This is a genomic window from Mycobacterium sp. NPDC050441 (assembly GCF_040655355.1).
Classification (GTDB): Bacteria; Actinomycetota; Actinomycetes; order Mycobacteriales; family Mycobacteriaceae; genus Mycobacterium.
The window spans coordinates 156,974-171,697 of the sequence record NZ_JBFAJS010000008.1 but is presented as its reverse complement, the minus strand read 5'-3'; the positions used below and the strand labels follow the sequence as shown (position 1 = coordinate 171,697).

The 14,724-nt window shown below is 66.5% G+C and carries 14 protein-coding genes; 9 read left to right on the top strand and 5 right to left on the bottom strand.

Features of this window, described 5'->3' with window-relative positions:
* Positions 1-3: 3 nt before the first annotated feature.
* Complete coding sequence (locus AB0I14_RS24035; RefSeq protein WP_358026877.1) at positions 4-711, bottom strand: response regulator; 708 nt, start codon at positions 709-711, stop codon at positions 4-6.
* Entirely contained in the window at positions 708-2,303 is a 1,596-nt protein-coding gene (locus AB0I14_RS24030; protein WP_358026874.1) for an ATP-binding protein, read from the bottom strand. Before AB0I14_RS24030 ends, AB0I14_RS24035 begins: the two co-directional genes overlap by 4 nt.
* 183 nt (positions 2,304-2,486) lie before the next feature.
* On the opposite strand from AB0I14_RS24030, the gene AB0I14_RS24025 reads away from it, so the two are divergent.
* The 3 genes from AB0I14_RS24025 to AB0I14_RS24015 all read left to right on the top strand — a co-directional run bounded on the left by AB0I14_RS24025 (position 2,487) and on the right by AB0I14_RS24015 (position 4,717).
* Positions 2,487-2,756: a hypothetical protein gene (locus tag AB0I14_RS24025; protein WP_358026871.1), complete on the top strand. Its 270-nt coding sequence runs from the start codon at positions 2,487-2,489 to the stop codon at positions 2,754-2,756.
* A 155-nt stretch (positions 2,757-2,911) separates the two neighbouring features.
* Positions 2,912-4,273 carry a cation:dicarboxylase symporter family transporter gene (locus AB0I14_RS24020; protein ID WP_358026868.1) on the top strand — a complete coding sequence of 454 codons (1,362 nt, stop codon included), beginning with the start codon at positions 2,912-2,914 and terminating at the stop codon, positions 4,271-4,273.
* A gap of 129 nt (positions 4,274-4,402) precedes the next feature.
* Positions 4,403-4,717, top strand: coding sequence for a hypothetical protein (locus tag AB0I14_RS24015; RefSeq protein WP_358026866.1), 315 nt, complete (start codon positions 4,403-4,405; stop codon positions 4,715-4,717).
* Positions 4,718-4,720: 3 nt separating this feature from the next.
* On the opposite strand, the gene AB0I14_RS24010 is transcribed toward AB0I14_RS24015, so the two are convergent.
* On the bottom strand, positions 4,721-5,032 hold the full coding sequence (locus AB0I14_RS24010) for a hypothetical protein (RefSeq protein ID WP_358026863.1): 312 nt from the start codon (positions 5,030-5,032) through the stop codon (positions 4,721-4,723).
* A 108-nt stretch (positions 5,033-5,140) separates the two neighbouring features.
* Between AB0I14_RS24010 and AB0I14_RS24005 the strand changes: the two genes are divergently transcribed.
* On the top strand, positions 5,141-6,763 hold the full coding sequence (locus tag AB0I14_RS24005; RefSeq protein ID WP_358026860.1) for a fatty acid--CoA ligase: 1,623 nt from the start codon (positions 5,141-5,143) through the stop codon (positions 6,761-6,763).
* Positions 6,764-6,775: 12 nt separating this feature from the next.
* Here the strand turns inward: AB0I14_RS24005 and AB0I14_RS24000 are convergent, their stop codons facing one another.
* The gene (locus AB0I14_RS24000; RefSeq protein ID WP_358026857.1) at positions 6,776-7,606 is read right to left on the bottom strand and encodes an alpha/beta hydrolase; all 831 of its coding nucleotides are present in this window, start codon (positions 7,604-7,606) and stop codon (positions 6,776-6,778) included.
* 62 nt (positions 7,607-7,668) lie between these two features.
* On the opposite strand from AB0I14_RS24000, the gene AB0I14_RS23995 reads away from it, so the two are divergent.
* The gene (locus AB0I14_RS23995) at positions 7,669-8,274 is read left to right on the top strand and encodes a TetR/AcrR family transcriptional regulator (RefSeq protein WP_358026854.1); all 606 of its coding nucleotides are present in this window, start codon (positions 7,669-7,671) and stop codon (positions 8,272-8,274) included.
* Positions 8,275-8,332: 58 nt separating this feature from the next.
* Here AB0I14_RS23995 and AB0I14_RS23990 read toward each other — a convergent pair whose 3' ends face one another.
* Positions 8,333-9,514, bottom strand: a complete 1,182-nt coding sequence (locus AB0I14_RS23990; RefSeq protein WP_358026852.1) for a helix-turn-helix domain-containing protein — start codon at positions 9,512-9,514, stop codon at positions 8,333-8,335.
* Between the two features lie 187 nt (positions 9,515-9,701).
* Here AB0I14_RS23990 and AB0I14_RS23985 point away from each other — a divergent pair, with 187 nt between their 5' ends.
* From AB0I14_RS23985 to AB0I14_RS23970, 4 genes are read left to right on the top strand one after another with little or no spacing between them, the layout of a single operon-like run.
* On the top strand, positions 9,702-10,787 hold the full coding sequence (locus tag AB0I14_RS23985) for a phosphotransferase (RefSeq protein ID WP_358026849.1): 1,086 nt from the start codon (positions 9,702-9,704) through the stop codon (positions 10,785-10,787).
* Positions 10,784-12,130 carry an aspartate aminotransferase family protein gene (locus AB0I14_RS23980; protein WP_358026846.1) on the top strand — a complete coding sequence of 449 codons (1,347 nt, stop codon included), beginning with the start codon at positions 10,784-10,786 and terminating at the stop codon, positions 12,128-12,130. The genes AB0I14_RS23985 and AB0I14_RS23980 overlap by 4 nt, the downstream gene beginning before the upstream one ends.
* Positions 12,131-12,138: 8 nt before the next feature.
* A complete protein-coding gene (locus AB0I14_RS23975) occupies positions 12,139-13,245 on the top strand; it encodes a Zn-dependent alcohol dehydrogenase (RefSeq protein WP_358026843.1) in 1,107 nt (368 codons plus the stop codon).
* 34 nt (positions 13,246-13,279) lie between these two features.
* Positions 13,280-14,722 carry an APC family permease gene (locus AB0I14_RS23970; RefSeq protein WP_358026841.1) on the top strand — a complete coding sequence of 481 codons (1,443 nt, stop codon included), beginning with the start codon at positions 13,280-13,282 and terminating at the stop codon, positions 14,720-14,722.
* The last annotated feature ends 2 nt before the right edge of the window (positions 14,723-14,724 follow it).

Sequence of the window (14,724 nt, the reverse complement as noted above, 5' to 3'; positions counted from 1 at the left end):
GATTCAGCGCCACCGATAACGGGTGCGCGGTCGCCCGGCCTTGCCGTACTCCGTATTGCGGGTGACGGTGCCTTCATCGGCCAGACGCTCGAGGTAGCGCCACGCCGTCACCCGCGACACTCCGACGCGCTTGGCTGCCTCGTCGGCGGTCAGGCCGTCGGGTTCGTCGCGCACAGCGATGGCAATCCCCTCGGTGGTCTGCGGCGCCGCACCTTTTGCGGAAGATCTGGCAGATTCGCTTGAGGCAACCCGCAATTCGGCCAATGCCCGGTCGACTTCAGCCTGGCTCGCGGCATCGGTTCCCGACGGCAGTGCCGAACGATAACGGCGGTAACGCTCCAGCCGATCGCGAAATGCCGCGAAGGTGAACGGCTTGAGCAGGTAGGCCAGCGCGCCGTGGGCCACGGCGGCCCGCACCATTTCCAGGTCGCGCTCCGAGGTGATCGCAATGATGTCGGGTGCGGGCCGTAAACCGGAAAGCCCGGACGCCAACGAGATTCCGCTGGCATCGGGCAATCCGATATCCAGCAGTACCAGGTCGACAGGATGCTCGGATGCGGCGGCTCCCGCCGCCGCCCGCATCGCATCACGTGCGGTGTGCGCCACAGCTGTCACCGAAAACCCTTGCAGACGGCCGAGATAGGTCTGATGGGCCTCGGCGATCAACGGATCGTCCTCGACGATGAGGACGTTGATCGTCTGGTCGCTCATCGCAGTATTGTCACTGTCACCACCGAGCCGTACGTCACATCCGCGGTCAACGTGCCGGAATGCCGTTTGACCACCTGGGCGACCAGGGCCAGCCCCAGCCCGTGACCGGACGTGTCGGCGGATTTCGTGGAATATCCACGCTGCATAGCCTTTTCGAAGGTGTCCGGGTCCATGCCGGGCCCGCTGTCGGCGACCCGGATCAACAACTCGTGATCGTCCTGGCTCACCGTGACCTCGATCCACGGATCCTCACGGTCACACGCATCCATCGCATTGTCGATCAGGTTACCCAGCACCGTCACCATCTCCTGTCCGGAGAGTACGGCGTCGGCGGACAACTGGGTGTCCTCGGTGACCGTCAGCGCGATGCCGCGTTCGTCCGCCTGAGCCGTCTTGCCGAGGAGCAGGGCCACCAGGGCCGGTTCGCCGACGGCCTGCGACAGCCGGTCCACCAGGCGTTGCGACAACTCCAACTCGCTGGTGGCGAATCGGACCGCGTCCTCGGGCCGGCCCATTTCCACCATGGTGACCACGGTGTGCAGTTTGTTCGCCGACTCGTGCGCCTGTGCCCGCAACGAGTCGGTCAGAACCTGCAGCGAGCTGAGTTCGCCCAGGGCGCCCTGCAGTTCGGTGCGATCACGAATGGTGACGACTTCCGAACTGACTCCCCGGTCGCTTCGCTCCTGCCCGCCGGACCCGGTGTTGGCGACGCGGGCCCGGTTCACCACCAGCACCCGGTCGGCCGTGACGTGCAACTCGTCGCGCGCCCCGGGGGCGGTGCTGCGCAGAAACTCCGGCAGGTCCTGGGTTCGCACCGGACCGGGCCCAAGACTCAGCAGCCGGCGGGCTTCGTCGTTGGCCAGCGCCACCCCGTCGCGATCGAGCACGATGAGCCCCTCGGACACCGAATGCAGGATCGCGTCATGGTGGTCGTACATGACCCGCAGCTCGTCGGGCCGCAGCCCCCGCGTCTGGCGCAGCAACCTGCGCCGGATGGCCCCCACCCCGACCAGCGAAACCCCCAGTGCGGCAGCCGTTACCGCGACGATCACGGGAATCTGCGCGCGCCAGCGCTGCCCCAGCGTCTGCTGGGTGATCCCCGCCGACACCAGGCCCACGATGCGCCCGTCGCGACCACGCACCGGTGCGATCGCGCGCACCGACGGACCCAGCGTCCCGGTGTAGACCTCGCTGAATGTCTCGCCGCGCAATGCGGGCTCGACCGTGCCCAGGTAATGTCCGCCGATCTGACTGGGATCGGTATGGGTGAACCGGATGCCGTCCGGCGCCATGATCGTGATGAACGCGATGTCGGTGTCGGTGCGCACCGCCTCGGTCACCGGCTGCAAAACCTGTGTCGCGGTTCCGGATTCGATGGCCGCCGCAGTGGAAGGGGAATCGGCCAGGGCCGTGGCGATACCGACCACCTGCTGGCGGGCCGCATCCTCGCCGTCACGGCGGGCGTCGAGCAGGGCCAGCGCCGTGCCGGCCAGCACCACCACCGCGACCACCAGGACCTGCAGCGCGATGGCCTGCCCTGCCAGCGAGCGTGGCCGGACCCGCCCCGACAGCCGCCACCACCAACGCGTCACGACACCTCCGATTGTGAAGGCAATGATCTTCCAAAGTAGTGCCCCGGATATCCGCTGGTAGCGGGTTCGAGCCGACAATCTGGCGACCTTCGCGACCGTCAATTCAGGGCTGCTGTTCGCGGGCGCGGAGTCGTAGAATCTGACCATAAGCAGGGTCGAGGGTAGATCCAAGGGAGACCTGCGATGAGCGGCATCATTCATCGCCTGACAACCATCATCACGACCGCGGTTGCGTCGCTGGCAGTGGTGACGGCGATGTCTCCGGCCTTCGCCAATGCCACCGAGTGCGGAGCGGGCACCGTATTCGATCCACCCTCCAACACCTGCGTGGCGGCCCCTTTGCCGCCGCCCCCACCACCCCCGCCGCCGGCGTGGAACGGCGACATCACGCCGTACTTCTCGGTCGGCATCTGCGCACCGATCCCGTTTGTGTCGCTCTGCGCAGGCATCTGAGCCAGCGGTCGCTGATCCGGCCCCGAAGGCACTCGCCTCGGGGCCGGATCGCCGCGTGAACGTAATGAACTAAAACGTGACCTGGCTCACCCTATGGTCGAAGGTGCTTGTACAGCGCATTCACGTCGAACCGGACCGAAACTGGAGGTGGACCGATGACCGTGTCCATAGACCCGCAATCAGAGCCGGCGCCCCCGCGGCGTCGCGACCGCACGCACTGGCTCTACATCGCGGTCATCGCGGCCGTCGTCGTCGGCGTGATCGTGGGGCTCGTGGCACCCGAGGTCGGAAAGAGCGTGGGCGTGCTCGGCACCATGTTCGTCAGCCTGATCAAGATGATGATCGGCCCCATCATCTTCTGCACGATCGTGTTGGGGATCGGCTCGGTACGCAAGGCCGCGACCGTCGGGAAGGTCGGTGGCCTGGCCTTCTGCTACTTCCTGGTTATGTCCACGATCGCGCTGACCATCGGTCTGGTGGTCGGCAACCTGATCCACCCTGGCAGCGGCATGCACCTGTCCGAGAGCTCGGCAGGCAAAGGCGCCGAGCTCGCGGAGAAGGCACACGAGGCCGGGGGACTCATGGACTTCGTCAAGGGCATCATCCCGGAGACGCTGTTTTCGTCGCTGACCGCCGGAAGCGTGCTTCAGGCCTTGTTCGTGGCGCTGCTGGTCGGATTCGCGCTGCAGGGCATGGGCAGCGCGGGTGAACCGATCCTGCGCGGTATCGAGCACCTGCAGAAGCTCGTGTTCAAGGTGCTGATCATGATCCTGTGGCTGGCGCCCATCGGTGCGTTCGGCGCGATCGCCAACGTCGTCGGGCAGACCGGCTGGACCGCCGTCACCCAGCTGCTCACGCTGATGCTGGGCTTCTATGTGACCTGCGTGCTGTTCGTGTTCGGCGTACTCGGCACTCTGCTGCGCGCGGTGTCGGGAGTGTCCATCTTCAAGCTGGTCCGGTACCTGGCCCGCGAGTACCTCCTGATCTTCTCGACGTCCTCGTCGGAGTCGGCGCTGCCGCGCCTCATCGCCAAGATGGAGCACCTGGGCGTCGACCGCAGCACCGTCGGTGTCGTTGTGCCGACCGGATATTCGTTCAACCTCGACGGCACCGCGATCTACCTGACCATGGCGGCGCTGTTCATCGCCGACGCGCTCAGCGCCCCGATGTCGGTCGGGCAGCAGATCGGCCTGCTGGTGTTCATGATCGTCGCGTCGAAGGGAGCGGCCGGTGTGACGGGCGCCGGATTGGCCACCTTGGCCGGCGGCCTGCAGGCCCATCGCCCCGATCTGCTCGACGGCGTCGGGCTGATCGTGGGGATCGACCGGTTCATGTCCGAAGCCCGCGCGGTGACCAACTTCTCCGGCAACGCGGTGGCCACCCTGCTGGTCGGTTCATGGACACACACCGTGGACAAGGCGAAGGTCGATGCGGTGCTGCGCGGGGACTACCCGTTCGACGAGCTCACGATGGTCGACGACCACGCCTCGGCGGACGCCCAACCTGCGCGCGTCTAGCCTCGCGACGAAAGGCCCGGCCGGGAAATCCGGCCGGGCCTTTCGCGTTGAACCGGTGCCGAGCCTGGCACGTAACAACTGGCAGGACATCACCGAAAAGGTGTATGCGAGAAGAAAGAAGACACGACCATGCGAGCATCCATCATCATGCTCGCCGCGTCGGGGGCGGCTATAGGCATACTTCTGGCGACCGCAGGTCCGGCATATGCCGACTCCGCGATCGAAACGATCGGGCTGCTGGAGGCCCAGGGATTCCAGGTCAACATCGACCGGGTGGGCAGTGCCCCGCTGGACCAGTGCACGGTCACCAGCGTGCGCAACCCGCAGACTCAGACCAGGCTCATCCGGGTCGAACGGTTCGGCAAGAACGGTAAGTCCGAGTTCGACCTCGTACCCGTGGTGGTGCGACGAACCATCACGGTGTCGCTGGACTGTTCGAAGTGAGCCTCAGCGCTGGCAGTTGAGGGATACCGACACGGTCTGGCTGGTGACCGATGGCACGAGGATGCGATCGCCGCCGAGGCCCGGCCCGACGTAGGGCACCAACTGGCTGACCTGCCGGGGGTTGCGCACGCTGGTGACCGTGCACTGGTCCAGCGGGGCGGTGCCGATCTTGTCGATCGTGACGGTGTAGCCCTCGGACTGCAGCCGGCTGATCGTCTCCTGGGCGGTCTCCTCGGCCGAGGCAATCGCCGTCGACGCGCCCATCACGCCCAACGCAGCCAGTCCGACTGCCGCCAACAGCGACTTCGTGCGCATCGGACTAGTCCTTCCGTCGTGGTCAGTCCATCTTCCCCTACATACATCGTTCGGGGAATTCGAATCGTTCCCGCCGGCGTCGATGAAAGAGCGCATACCATCGCGCCCGTGAAGAGCACGATGCAGAACTGGCCGTTGACGATCACCGCGATCCTGCGGCATGCCTGCGGGGTCAACGGCGACCGGACCGTGACCACCGCATGCGGACAGGGCCGGTACCGAACCGTCAGCTATCGGGAACTGGGCGGGCAGGCGGCGCAGTTGGCCCATGCCCTGCGCGGGCTCGGCGTCGACGGTGACCAGCGCGTCGGCACGTTCATGTGGAACAACACGGAACACCTCGCCGCCTACCTCGCCGTGCCTGCGATGGGCGCGGTGCTGCACACCCTGAACATCCGGCTGTCCCCGGAGCAGATCGCCTACATCGCCAACGAGGCAGCCGACAGCGTGGTGATCGCCGACGTGTCCCTGGTGCCGCTGCTGGCCCCCGTGCTGCCACTGCTGGAGACCGTGCACACCGTGATCGTGGTCGGCGACGGCGATGCCAGCGCCCTGACGGGGAAGACCGTGCTGCGCTGGGACGAGCTGCTGGCCGCGCAGCCCACCGAATTCGACTGGCCCGAGATCGACGAAAACTCCGCGGCGGCAATGTGTTACACCAGCGGCACCACCGGAAACCCGAAAGGCGTGGTCTACAGCCATCGGTCGAGCTACCTGCATGCACTGAGCACCTGCACGGGCAATGCGCTCGATGTCAGCTGCAGTGACACCGTGTTGCCGATCGTGCCGATGTTCCACGCCAATGCGTGGGGGTTGCCGTACGCGGCGCTTATGGCCGGCGCCCACCTGGTGATGCCGGACCGGTTCATGGACGGCGCCTCCCTGATCGACCTGATCGAAACGCGGCGCCCCACGCTGGCCGGTGCGGTGCCGACCATCTGGAACGACGTCATGCACTGCCTGGAAAAGAAGCCGGGACATGACGTTTCGTCGCTGCGGCTGGTGGCCTGTGGTGGTTCGGCCGTGCCGCTGTCCCTGATGCAGACCTTCCAGGAGACCTACGGCGTGTACATCCAGCAGGCCTGGGGGATGACCGAGACCTCGCCGCTGGCGACGGTGGCCAAGCCACTGCCCGGAGTGTCCGAGGAACGGCAGTGGGAGATGCGGGTCAGTCAGGGCAGGTCGATGTGCGGCGTGGAGGTGCGCGTCGTCGACGACGAGGGCGCCGCGCTGCCCAGCGACGGTGCTGCGGTCGGCGAACTGGAGGTGCGCGGCCCGTGGATCACCGGGGCCTACTACCTGGGCCGCGACGCCGAGAAATTCGACACCGGGTGGCTACGCACCGGAGATGTCGGCTCGATCGATCAGCAGGGTTACGTGACGCTGACCGACCGGGCCAAGGACGTCATCAAGTCCGGCGGGGAGTGGATCTCCTCGGTGGAGTTGGAGAACCACCTCATCGCCCACCCGGCGGTGCTGGAGGCGGCCGTGGTCGGGGTGCCCGACGAGCGCTGGCAGGAACGCCCCCTGGCCGTCGTGGTGCTGCACGAGGGCGCCTCAGCGGAACCGGCTGAACTGCGGGAGTTCCTGGCGGACAAGGTGGTTCGCTGGTGGCTGCCCGAGCGGTGGACCTTCGTCGAGCAGGTACCGCGCACCAGCGTCGGCAAGTACGACAAGAAGACCATCCGGGCCCGGCACGCCGACGGCGCCTATGACGTGACCACTCTCTGAGCGCTCGCGGGCTCAGGCGCGCACGGCGATCGTCGAGAGCAGGTCGGCCAGCCGGTCCGGGCAGTCGACCATCGAGAACGTCCGGGCTCCGTCGATGACCTCAAGACGGGCCTGCGGGATGATCCGCGCCAGTCGTTCGCCGTCGCCGAGTTCGAAGAACGCGTCGTCGGCCGACCACGCGATGAGCGTCGGCTTGTCGAATTCCGGCAGCCGCGCGGCCACCCCGGTGGTGACCTCGGTGCACAGGGACAGGGTGAACTGCCGGAGATCCTCGGCGATCGCGGGATTCGACAACGCGGTACGCACCCACTCGCGGGTGAGCGTGTCGATGTCGGAGTGAGCCAGTCCGGCGTACGCCCGCTTGCGCACGGCCGGGATCCGGACCAACTGGGCGGCAGTCCGGAACACGGTCTTGGTCCGGGCGGCGGCGATCAGCGGCTTGAGGATCGGCGGCGGAAAGTGTTCGAACGCATCGCAACTCGTCAAGACCAGCGCACCGATCCGGTCTGGGTGGTGCACCGCGACAAGCTGCGTCACCACGCCGCCGGTGTCATTGCCGACCAGCACGACGTCCTGCAGGTCCAGCGCGGCCAGGGTGTCGGCGACGATCCCGGCCACCCCGCGGATGCTGCGATCGGCGCCGGGGCGCAGCGGCTCGGGATGCGCGCCGAGTGGCCAGGTCGGGACGATGCACCGCAGACCGCGCGCGGCCAGTCGGGCACTGACCTGCCGCCACAACTGACCGCCCATCATGTAGCCGTGGACGAAGACGACCGGCCTGCCGTCAGTTGGTCCGAATTCCTCGAAATGGATGGTTCCGGCGTTAATCTCAATGATCGACATGGATGACTCCCGGCTCGATACACATTTACGAACAGTCTGCCGGTAACTTACCAACAGGGTGTATGGAAAACAAGAGACGTACTCAGGAAGAGCGCTCCGCGGCGACCCGCGAGGCGCTGATCTCGGCCGCCCGGCGGCTGTGGGGTGAACGTGGCTATGCCGAGGTGGGCACGCCCGAGATCGCCACTGCGGCAGGGGTGACCCGTGGCGCGATGTATCACCAATTCGCCGACAAGGCAGCGCTTTTCCTGGCTGTGGTGGAGGTCGTGGAGCAGGACGTGATGGCCCGGCTGGCGACCGAGGTGGCGGCATCGGGGGCGGCCACGCCCGCCGACGCGATCCGGGCGGCGGTCGACGCCTGGCTGGAGGTGTCCGGTGACCCCGAGGTGCGCCAGCTGGTCCTGCTCGACGCGCCGAGCGTGCTCGGCTGGGCCGGCTTCCGCGACGTCGCCCAGCGTTACAGCCTGGGTATGACGGAGCAGCTTCTCGCGGAGGCGATCAAGGCCGGCCAGCTCGCCAAACAGCCGGTGCGGGCGTTGGCGCATGTGCTGATCGGTGCGCTCGACGAGGCCGCTATGGCCATCGCCACCGCCGAGGACCCGAAGAAGGCCCGCCGCGAGATCAGGCAGGTATTGCGCCGCCTGATCGATGCGATGTTGGAGGGCTAGCTACTCCCACAGTTCGCGGGCGAACTGTGGAAGCGCTGGGCGGTTGAGCGCTCGACGATCAGCTCGCTGCCTTCCTGTTGGCGTCGATCATGAACGCGATGGTGACAGTGGCCAGGTCATTCGTCTTCGACAGGTCGAAGCCGGTGAGCTCGGCGAAGGCACGCAATCGCGCGCGCACCGTGTTGCGGTGCCGGTAGGTCCGCTCGGCGATGTTGGCTATGGCGCCGCCGTTCGCAGCGAGGTCGCCGACCGTCTCGGTCAGGCCGTGTCGTTCGCTGGCGCTCAGCGTCGCTAACGGGCCGAAGACCGCGGAGTGGATCGCGTCGGACAGCTCCTGGTTGGCCGCGACGACGGCGTGGAGCCAGTTGTCCTGCAGGCGCGTGACTCCGCTGTCAGGCCGACCCTGGACGGACATCCGGGCCAAGCGGATGGCACGGGCCACCGAGCCGAGCCCGTCGGCGGTCGCTACTGAACAGGTCTGACCGTTCAACGCGGCCAGTTCCTCGACGATGTCGAAGGAGTCGTCCGCGGCATGGATGACCCCCCGGAGTTCCCGGGCCCACCAACCGAAGTAGAAGGACCGGCCGGATGCCTGCAGCCCGGCGCTGCACTCGGCGAGGAGCTCTGGGCGCGGGATCGGGAACGCGCCGACAAGGCAGTGGTATCTGCCCTCGGTGGGCAAGTCCAGCACGCGCGCCGCATCGTCGATCGTGCTCGGCTCCACCTCGCCGTCCGTGAGCAGCTGATCGAATGCAACCGAACGGATTTCGTCGAGGCTCTCCTGGGTGGTCTGGTACCCACGGACGACGTGCTCGGTGTTGAGCTCGACCGCCTCCCACACCATCAGTGACGAGCGTTCGAGGAAGTCGGCCCGCACGTCCGCTCCCACCGCACGGCCCTCGTCGATCAGCGCCTCCCACAACGATTTCAAGTCGATCCGGAACGCATGCAGCACACTCGACAGTGGAATTCCTTGGCGGGCACGAATTTTCCCGAGCTCAAGCGCGGCGGATTCCAGATCGGCCGGTATGTCCTCGCCGGCGAGTCGGGACAGCGCCAACCGCATCGTCCGATCCATGTGATGCCTGAGGTCGGAGCGGCTGACTGGACCGCCGGTGTAGTTGGGCTCGTTCTCGATGGTGCGGGCCACGGTCCGGTCCACGATCTGGTCGAGGTGGACGTCGAGCAGTCGGCGGGCTGTCGTCCTGATCAGCTGCGTGGTGGTGTCCGGCTGCCTCATGGGGTCATTCCCACTCTCTCGTCGGGTGTCTCGTCGCAGCGACCTGAAATGTGCATTCCGCCCAATATACGGGCGAAATGCGCGCACTTTGTGGCATTGACCGCATCGCTTTGACCTCATTGAATGTGTGCTACCCCACAATCACGTGCTGAGCCCGGGCGACACCCGGCCAGCGGAAGGACGATCGATGCCGCAATCGCGAGGTGCACTGCCCGTCACCGATGACTCCTGGGGGTCGACGCTGACAGACCTGCTCGGCGAGGAATACGGACTGTCGATCGTCGACCTGGCATTCCTGGGCGGCGAGGTCGACCGCAACTACCGGGCTACCGCCGACTCGGGCGAGTGCTTTCTGGCAAAGCTGCAGGTCCGCGGCGACAGCCATCGCGAACAGCGCTGGCAGGAAAACATTCTCGTGCACCTGGACGGCCGAGATCCCGGGGTCGCGGTGCCCACGATCGTTTCGCCGAGCTCTGGTGGCCGGCATGTACGACTCGACAACGGACACGAAGTGCTGACCGTCTTCAACTGGGTACACGGCGTCGAATGGGCCAAGGTGGATCGGCATTCGGACGGCCTACTGGCGCAGCTGGGTGCGACGGCCGCGCGTATCACAGCGGCCCTGGACGGGTTTCCGCCGGAAAGCCTTCGGGCCACCCATCACTGGGATATCACCCAGGCCCGCGCTGCGATTTCATCCTGTCTCGCCGATGCTCCGGATCTGGCCGGAATGGATTACGTGCAAACCGTTTTGCGATGGTTCGACGAGGTCGAACCGGCCTTGTCGGCACTGCCGCGGGCCGTGGTGCACAACGACCTCAACGACAACAACGTTCTGGTCGATGAGCAGGGCGACGAGATATCGGGGGTGCTGGACTTCAACGACGCGCTGTACAGCGTGCGTGTCGCCGAGCCGACGATCGCCGGTGCCTACGCGATGCTGCGTCAGGCCGACCCGCTGCGCGCTCTGGGCCGGGTGATCGGCGGATACCACGCGGTGACCTCGCTGACCGACAACGAGCTGGCTGTGGTCTATCCGCTGGCTGCGTCCAGATTGTGTGTGCAAGCCCTGACCTGGACGTCGCGGGCCAATACCAATCCCACCGCATACGGCAGCATGCGGATGCGGTTCACGTTGCCGACCCTGCACCGGGTGCTGGCCATCAGCCCAGAGGAGGCTGCGGCACATATCCGTTCAGTTGCCGAAGAGTTTGCGGCCGCGGTGCCAGGTGTCGACCTTCCCGGCAAGGCGGGGAACGGTAGCCGACCATGAATACCCACCGCACCTTCATGGCCAACGCCTACGACGGCAACGACGAGTCGCTCGAACCCGCCGCCAGAGAGCTTATTCGGCGCCGCTCTGCGGTTCTCGCCCCCAGCTATCGGCTGTTCTACCGGGCACCGGTCAGCGTCGCTCGCGCCGAGGGGGTTTGGCTCTATGACGCCGATGGCCGGCGCTACCTCGACGCCTACAACAACGTTCCGGCAGTCGGTCACAGTAACCCGCACGTACGGCGGCGCGTCGACGAACAGATGCGGGTGCTCAACACCCACACCAGATATCTGACCGAACCGCTGATCGCCTACTCCGAGCGACTGCTTGGGCTGTTCCCGCCCGAGTTGTCGAAGGTCGTCTACACGTGCACCGGCAGCGAGGCCGTCGACCTCGCCCTGCGCATGGCCCGATATCAGTCCGGTGCTCGCGGCGTGATCTGCACCAGCCACGCCTACCACGGCACCACCGCGGCCGCCGCCGAGATATCGCCCAGCCTCGGCCCGAACAACCCCATCGGCACAGACGTCGTCCTGGTCGACGTGCCCGACTCGTACCGCGACGATCCCGCCACCGCCGCGGAGGTGTTCGCCGGCCGGGTCAAAGTGGCCATCGAGACTCTCGGCCAACGGGGTGTGGGCCTGGCCGCGTTGATCGTCGACTCTGTGCTGTCCAGTGACGGAGTGCAGACCGACCCGGCCGGCTGGCTGGCCCCGGCCGCTGATCTCGTCCGCGAAGCCGGCGGAATGTGGATTGCCGACGAGGTCCAGCCAGGTTTCGGCCGGCTGGGCACCGGATGGTGGGGATTCGCCCGGCACGGGCTGACCCCCGATCTTGTGGTCCTCGGCAAACCCATGGGCAACGGCGTGCCCATCGCCGCAGTGGTCGGCACCGAGGCGGCAATGGTCAGATTCGGACGGGATATCCGCTATTTCAACACATTTGGCGGAAACCCGGTCAGTATCGCGGCGGCGAACGCGGTGCTCGACGTGATCGAGAGCGATGACCTGATCACCCGAGCGGGCGTGGTCGGCACCCGACTGCTGACCGGGTTGGAGCAGGTGGCCCAACGGCACCCCGAGATCGGGCACGTCCGCGGCTGCGGTCTCTTCGTGGCCGCGGAGTTCGTCACCGACCCGGAAAGCCGAGAGCCGGATGCCGCCACGGCCTCGTCAGTGGTCAACGAATTGCGGGACCGGGGCATCCTGATCAGCGCATCCGGAAGGTCCGAGAACGTGCTGAAGATCCGTCCCCCCTTGCCATTTGAAGCCGAACACGCCGACTACGTGGTGACGGCAATCGACGAGGTCCTGACGGCCACCGCCAAGAAGAAATCGAACTAGGAGCGAGAATGCGCGCAGTGTTGTTCTCCGGGAACGCCGGAAAAGTCGAGGTAGCCGATGTCGATCTGGCCAAGCCCGGTCCCGGTGAGGTCCGGGTCAAGATCGCCGCGACAGGCGTCTGTCATTCGGATCTGCACATCATCCGTAACGAATGGCCTCTGCCGGTGCCGATGGTGCTCGGCCACGAGGGCAGTGGCGTGGTCACCGAACTGGGTTCCGGCGTGACGGATCTGGAAGTTGGAGACCATGTCGTGCTGTCCTGGGTCGCCCCGTGCTACGAGTGCCGGTACTGCCAATCGGGCCATGAGGCCCGTTGCACCGTCGCGATGAACCTCGTCGCCCCCGGCGGCGTGCTGTACGACGGCAGTTCACGAATCAGCCGGGACGGCGAGACGATCTACCACTACCAGGGCGTCTCTTCGTTCGCCGAAGAGGCGATCGTGCCCGCCAGCGGCGCCATCCGGGTCCGCAAGGATGCCCCGCTCGACATCATCTGCCTGATCGGATGCGCGATCGCCACCGGCGTCGGTGCCGTCACCAACACCGCCAAGGTGGAAGCGGGTGCGACCGTGGCCGTGATCGGTTGTGGCGGAGTCGGTCTGTCGGTCGTGCAGGGTGCGCGCATCGCAGGTGCGGGCCGGATCGTCGCCGTCGACATCCAGCCGGAGAAGACCGCCGTTGCGCTCACCCTCGGCGCCACCGACACGATCGACGCCGCGACCACCGATCCGGTTGCCGCACTTCGCGAACTACTTCCCGACGGTGCCGACTACGTGTTCGACGCGATCGGCAAGATCGCCACCACCGAACAGGCCATCGGCATGCTGGGGCTGGGCGGAGCGGCGGTCGTGGTCGGGCTTCCCGCGGCAGGGGCCAAAGCGTCCTTCGAACCACTGGCGCTGGCCGAGGCCGATCAGCGCATCCTGGGCTCCAACTACGGAAGCGTCCGTCCCGCAATCGACATCCCCAAGCTGGTGGACCGCTACATGGACGGCGAGCTCAAGATCGACGAACTGGTGACCGCCCGTCGTCCGTTGGAGGAGGCCGCCGCGGCCCTCGACGAACTCGCCACCGGCTCCTCGCTGCGCACCCTGCTCATCCCCGGTCAACACTGATCCGCGAGATCGAACACCGAAGGACATCACAGAAATGACCACAGGCTCTCAGTCCGCGTCCGCGGACGCGACGACCGCCCGCGACGGGGCCGGGATATCGCTGCTCAGCCGTAACCTGGGCGTCGGCCCGATCGTTTTCATGGTCGTCGCCGCCGCGGCGCCTCTGGCGGTGGTGGCCGCCAACCTGCCGGTCCTGATCGCGCAGAGTGCCAATGCCGGAGCGCCGTACTACTTCCTGGTGTGCACTGCGCTGCTCGCCGTCTTTTCGGTCGGGTTCACCCTGATGAGTCGCTACGTGCCCAACGCCGGGGCGTTCTACTCCTACATCCAGGCGGGCCTGGGCCGGGTCACCGGAACCGGCGCCGCCGCGGTGGCGATCTGCGCGTACTCGATGATGCTGCTGGGGGTGACCGCGTACTTCGGGGTCGCGGCCCGCAACCTGCTGGGAACCGACATCCCCTGGTGGGTGTTCTCGCTGCTGCTGGTCGCACTGGTGGGGTTGCTCGGGTACCGCGACATCGAGCTGAGCTCGAAGATCCTGCTGATCGCCCTGGCATTGGAGACCGTCGTCGTCATCGTGATGAACATCGGTGTGATCGTGAACAATGGCGGTGCAGGCCAATCCCTTTCGGTTCCGCTGAGCACCCTGGGCGAGGGCGTGCCGGCGCTAGGCGTCATGTTCGCGTTCTACAGTTTCATCGGATTCGAGGCCACCGCGGTGTTCCGGAACGAGGCCCGCGACCCGAATCGCACGATCCCGCGGGCCACCTACATCGCCGTCTTCGTCATCGGTCTGTTCTCGGCCTTCTCGGCGTGGTGTGTGGTTGCCGGGGTCGGAGTCAACGACGTGGTGCAACGTTCGGCAGACGATCCCGAGAACGTCGTGCTCGACCTGATGCACACGGTGGCCGGGCCGATTCTGGGTGACCTGGCCCGGGTCCTGCTCGTCACAAGCTTCTTCGCTTGCGCGTTGTCCTTCCACAACATCGTCACCCGCTACGTGTTTGTGCTGGCTCAGAAGGGGGTGCTGCCGCCGCGGCTCGGCGAGGTCAGCACCAAGCACCACGCGCCGTCGCGTGCCTCTCTGGTGGTCAGCGTCGTGATCGGCGTGTTCGTGATCGCCTCGATCATCGCCCAGCTCGATCCGGTCTCGGTCGTGTTCACGCTGGCCGGTGCGGCCTCGTCCTTGGGCGTGGTGATCCTCATGACGCTGGTCAGCGTCGCAATGCTGGTGTTCTTCCGCCGGGTCGCCACGGGTAAAGGCATCTGGCACACCTTGATCGCGCCGATCATCTCCACCGTCGGGCTGGCGGTGATCCTGCTGCTGGTGGTGACCAACTTCAGTCTGCTCACCGGCACACAGGCCCAGGCCTACGGTGTGATGGGTTTCGTGGTTGCCTCCTTCGTAGTCGGGTCGGTGAGCGCTGTGGTGATCCGCAGTCGTCGTCCCGAGGTATACGCCCAGCTCGACGCCTGATC

Bases quoted from the DNA above. Each gene is read 5' to 3' on its own strand.
- AB0I14_RS24035 (WP_358026877.1), bottom strand. From the start codon at position 711: ATGAGCGACCAGACGATCAACGTCCTCATCGTCGAGGACGATCCGTTG.
- AB0I14_RS24025 (WP_358026871.1), top strand. From the start codon at position 2,487: ATGAGCGGCATCATTCATCGCCTGACAACCATCATCACGACCGCGGTT.
- AB0I14_RS24020 (WP_358026868.1), top strand. From the start codon at position 2,912: ATGACCGTGTCCATAGACCCGCAATCAGAGCCGGCGCCCCCGCGGCGT.
- AB0I14_RS24015 (WP_358026866.1), top strand. From the start codon at position 4,403: ATGCGAGCATCCATCATCATGCTCGCCGCGTCGGGGGCGGCTATAGGC.
- AB0I14_RS24010 (WP_358026863.1), bottom strand. From the start codon at position 5,032: ATGCGCACGAAGTCGCTGTTGGCGGCAGTCGGACTGGCTGCGTTGGGC.
- AB0I14_RS24000 (WP_358026857.1), bottom strand. From the start codon at position 7,606: ATGTCGATCATTGAGATTAACGCCGGAACCATCCATTTCGAGGAATTC.
- AB0I14_RS23995 (WP_358026854.1), top strand. From the start codon at position 7,669: ATGGAAAACAAGAGACGTACTCAGGAAGAGCGCTCCGCGGCGACCCGC.
- AB0I14_RS23990 (WP_358026852.1), bottom strand. From the start codon at position 9,514: ATGAGGCAGCCGGACACCACCACGCAGCTGATCAGGACGACAGCCCGC.
- AB0I14_RS23985 (WP_358026849.1), top strand. From the start codon at position 9,702: ATGCCGCAATCGCGAGGTGCACTGCCCGTCACCGATGACTCCTGGGGG.
- AB0I14_RS23980 (WP_358026846.1), top strand. From the start codon at position 10,784: ATGAATACCCACCGCACCTTCATGGCCAACGCCTACGACGGCAACGAC.
- AB0I14_RS23975 (WP_358026843.1), top strand. From the start codon at position 12,139: ATGCGCGCAGTGTTGTTCTCCGGGAACGCCGGAAAAGTCGAGGTAGCC.
- AB0I14_RS23970 (WP_358026841.1), top strand. From the start codon at position 13,280: ATGACCACAGGCTCTCAGTCCGCGTCCGCGGACGCGACGACCGCCCGC.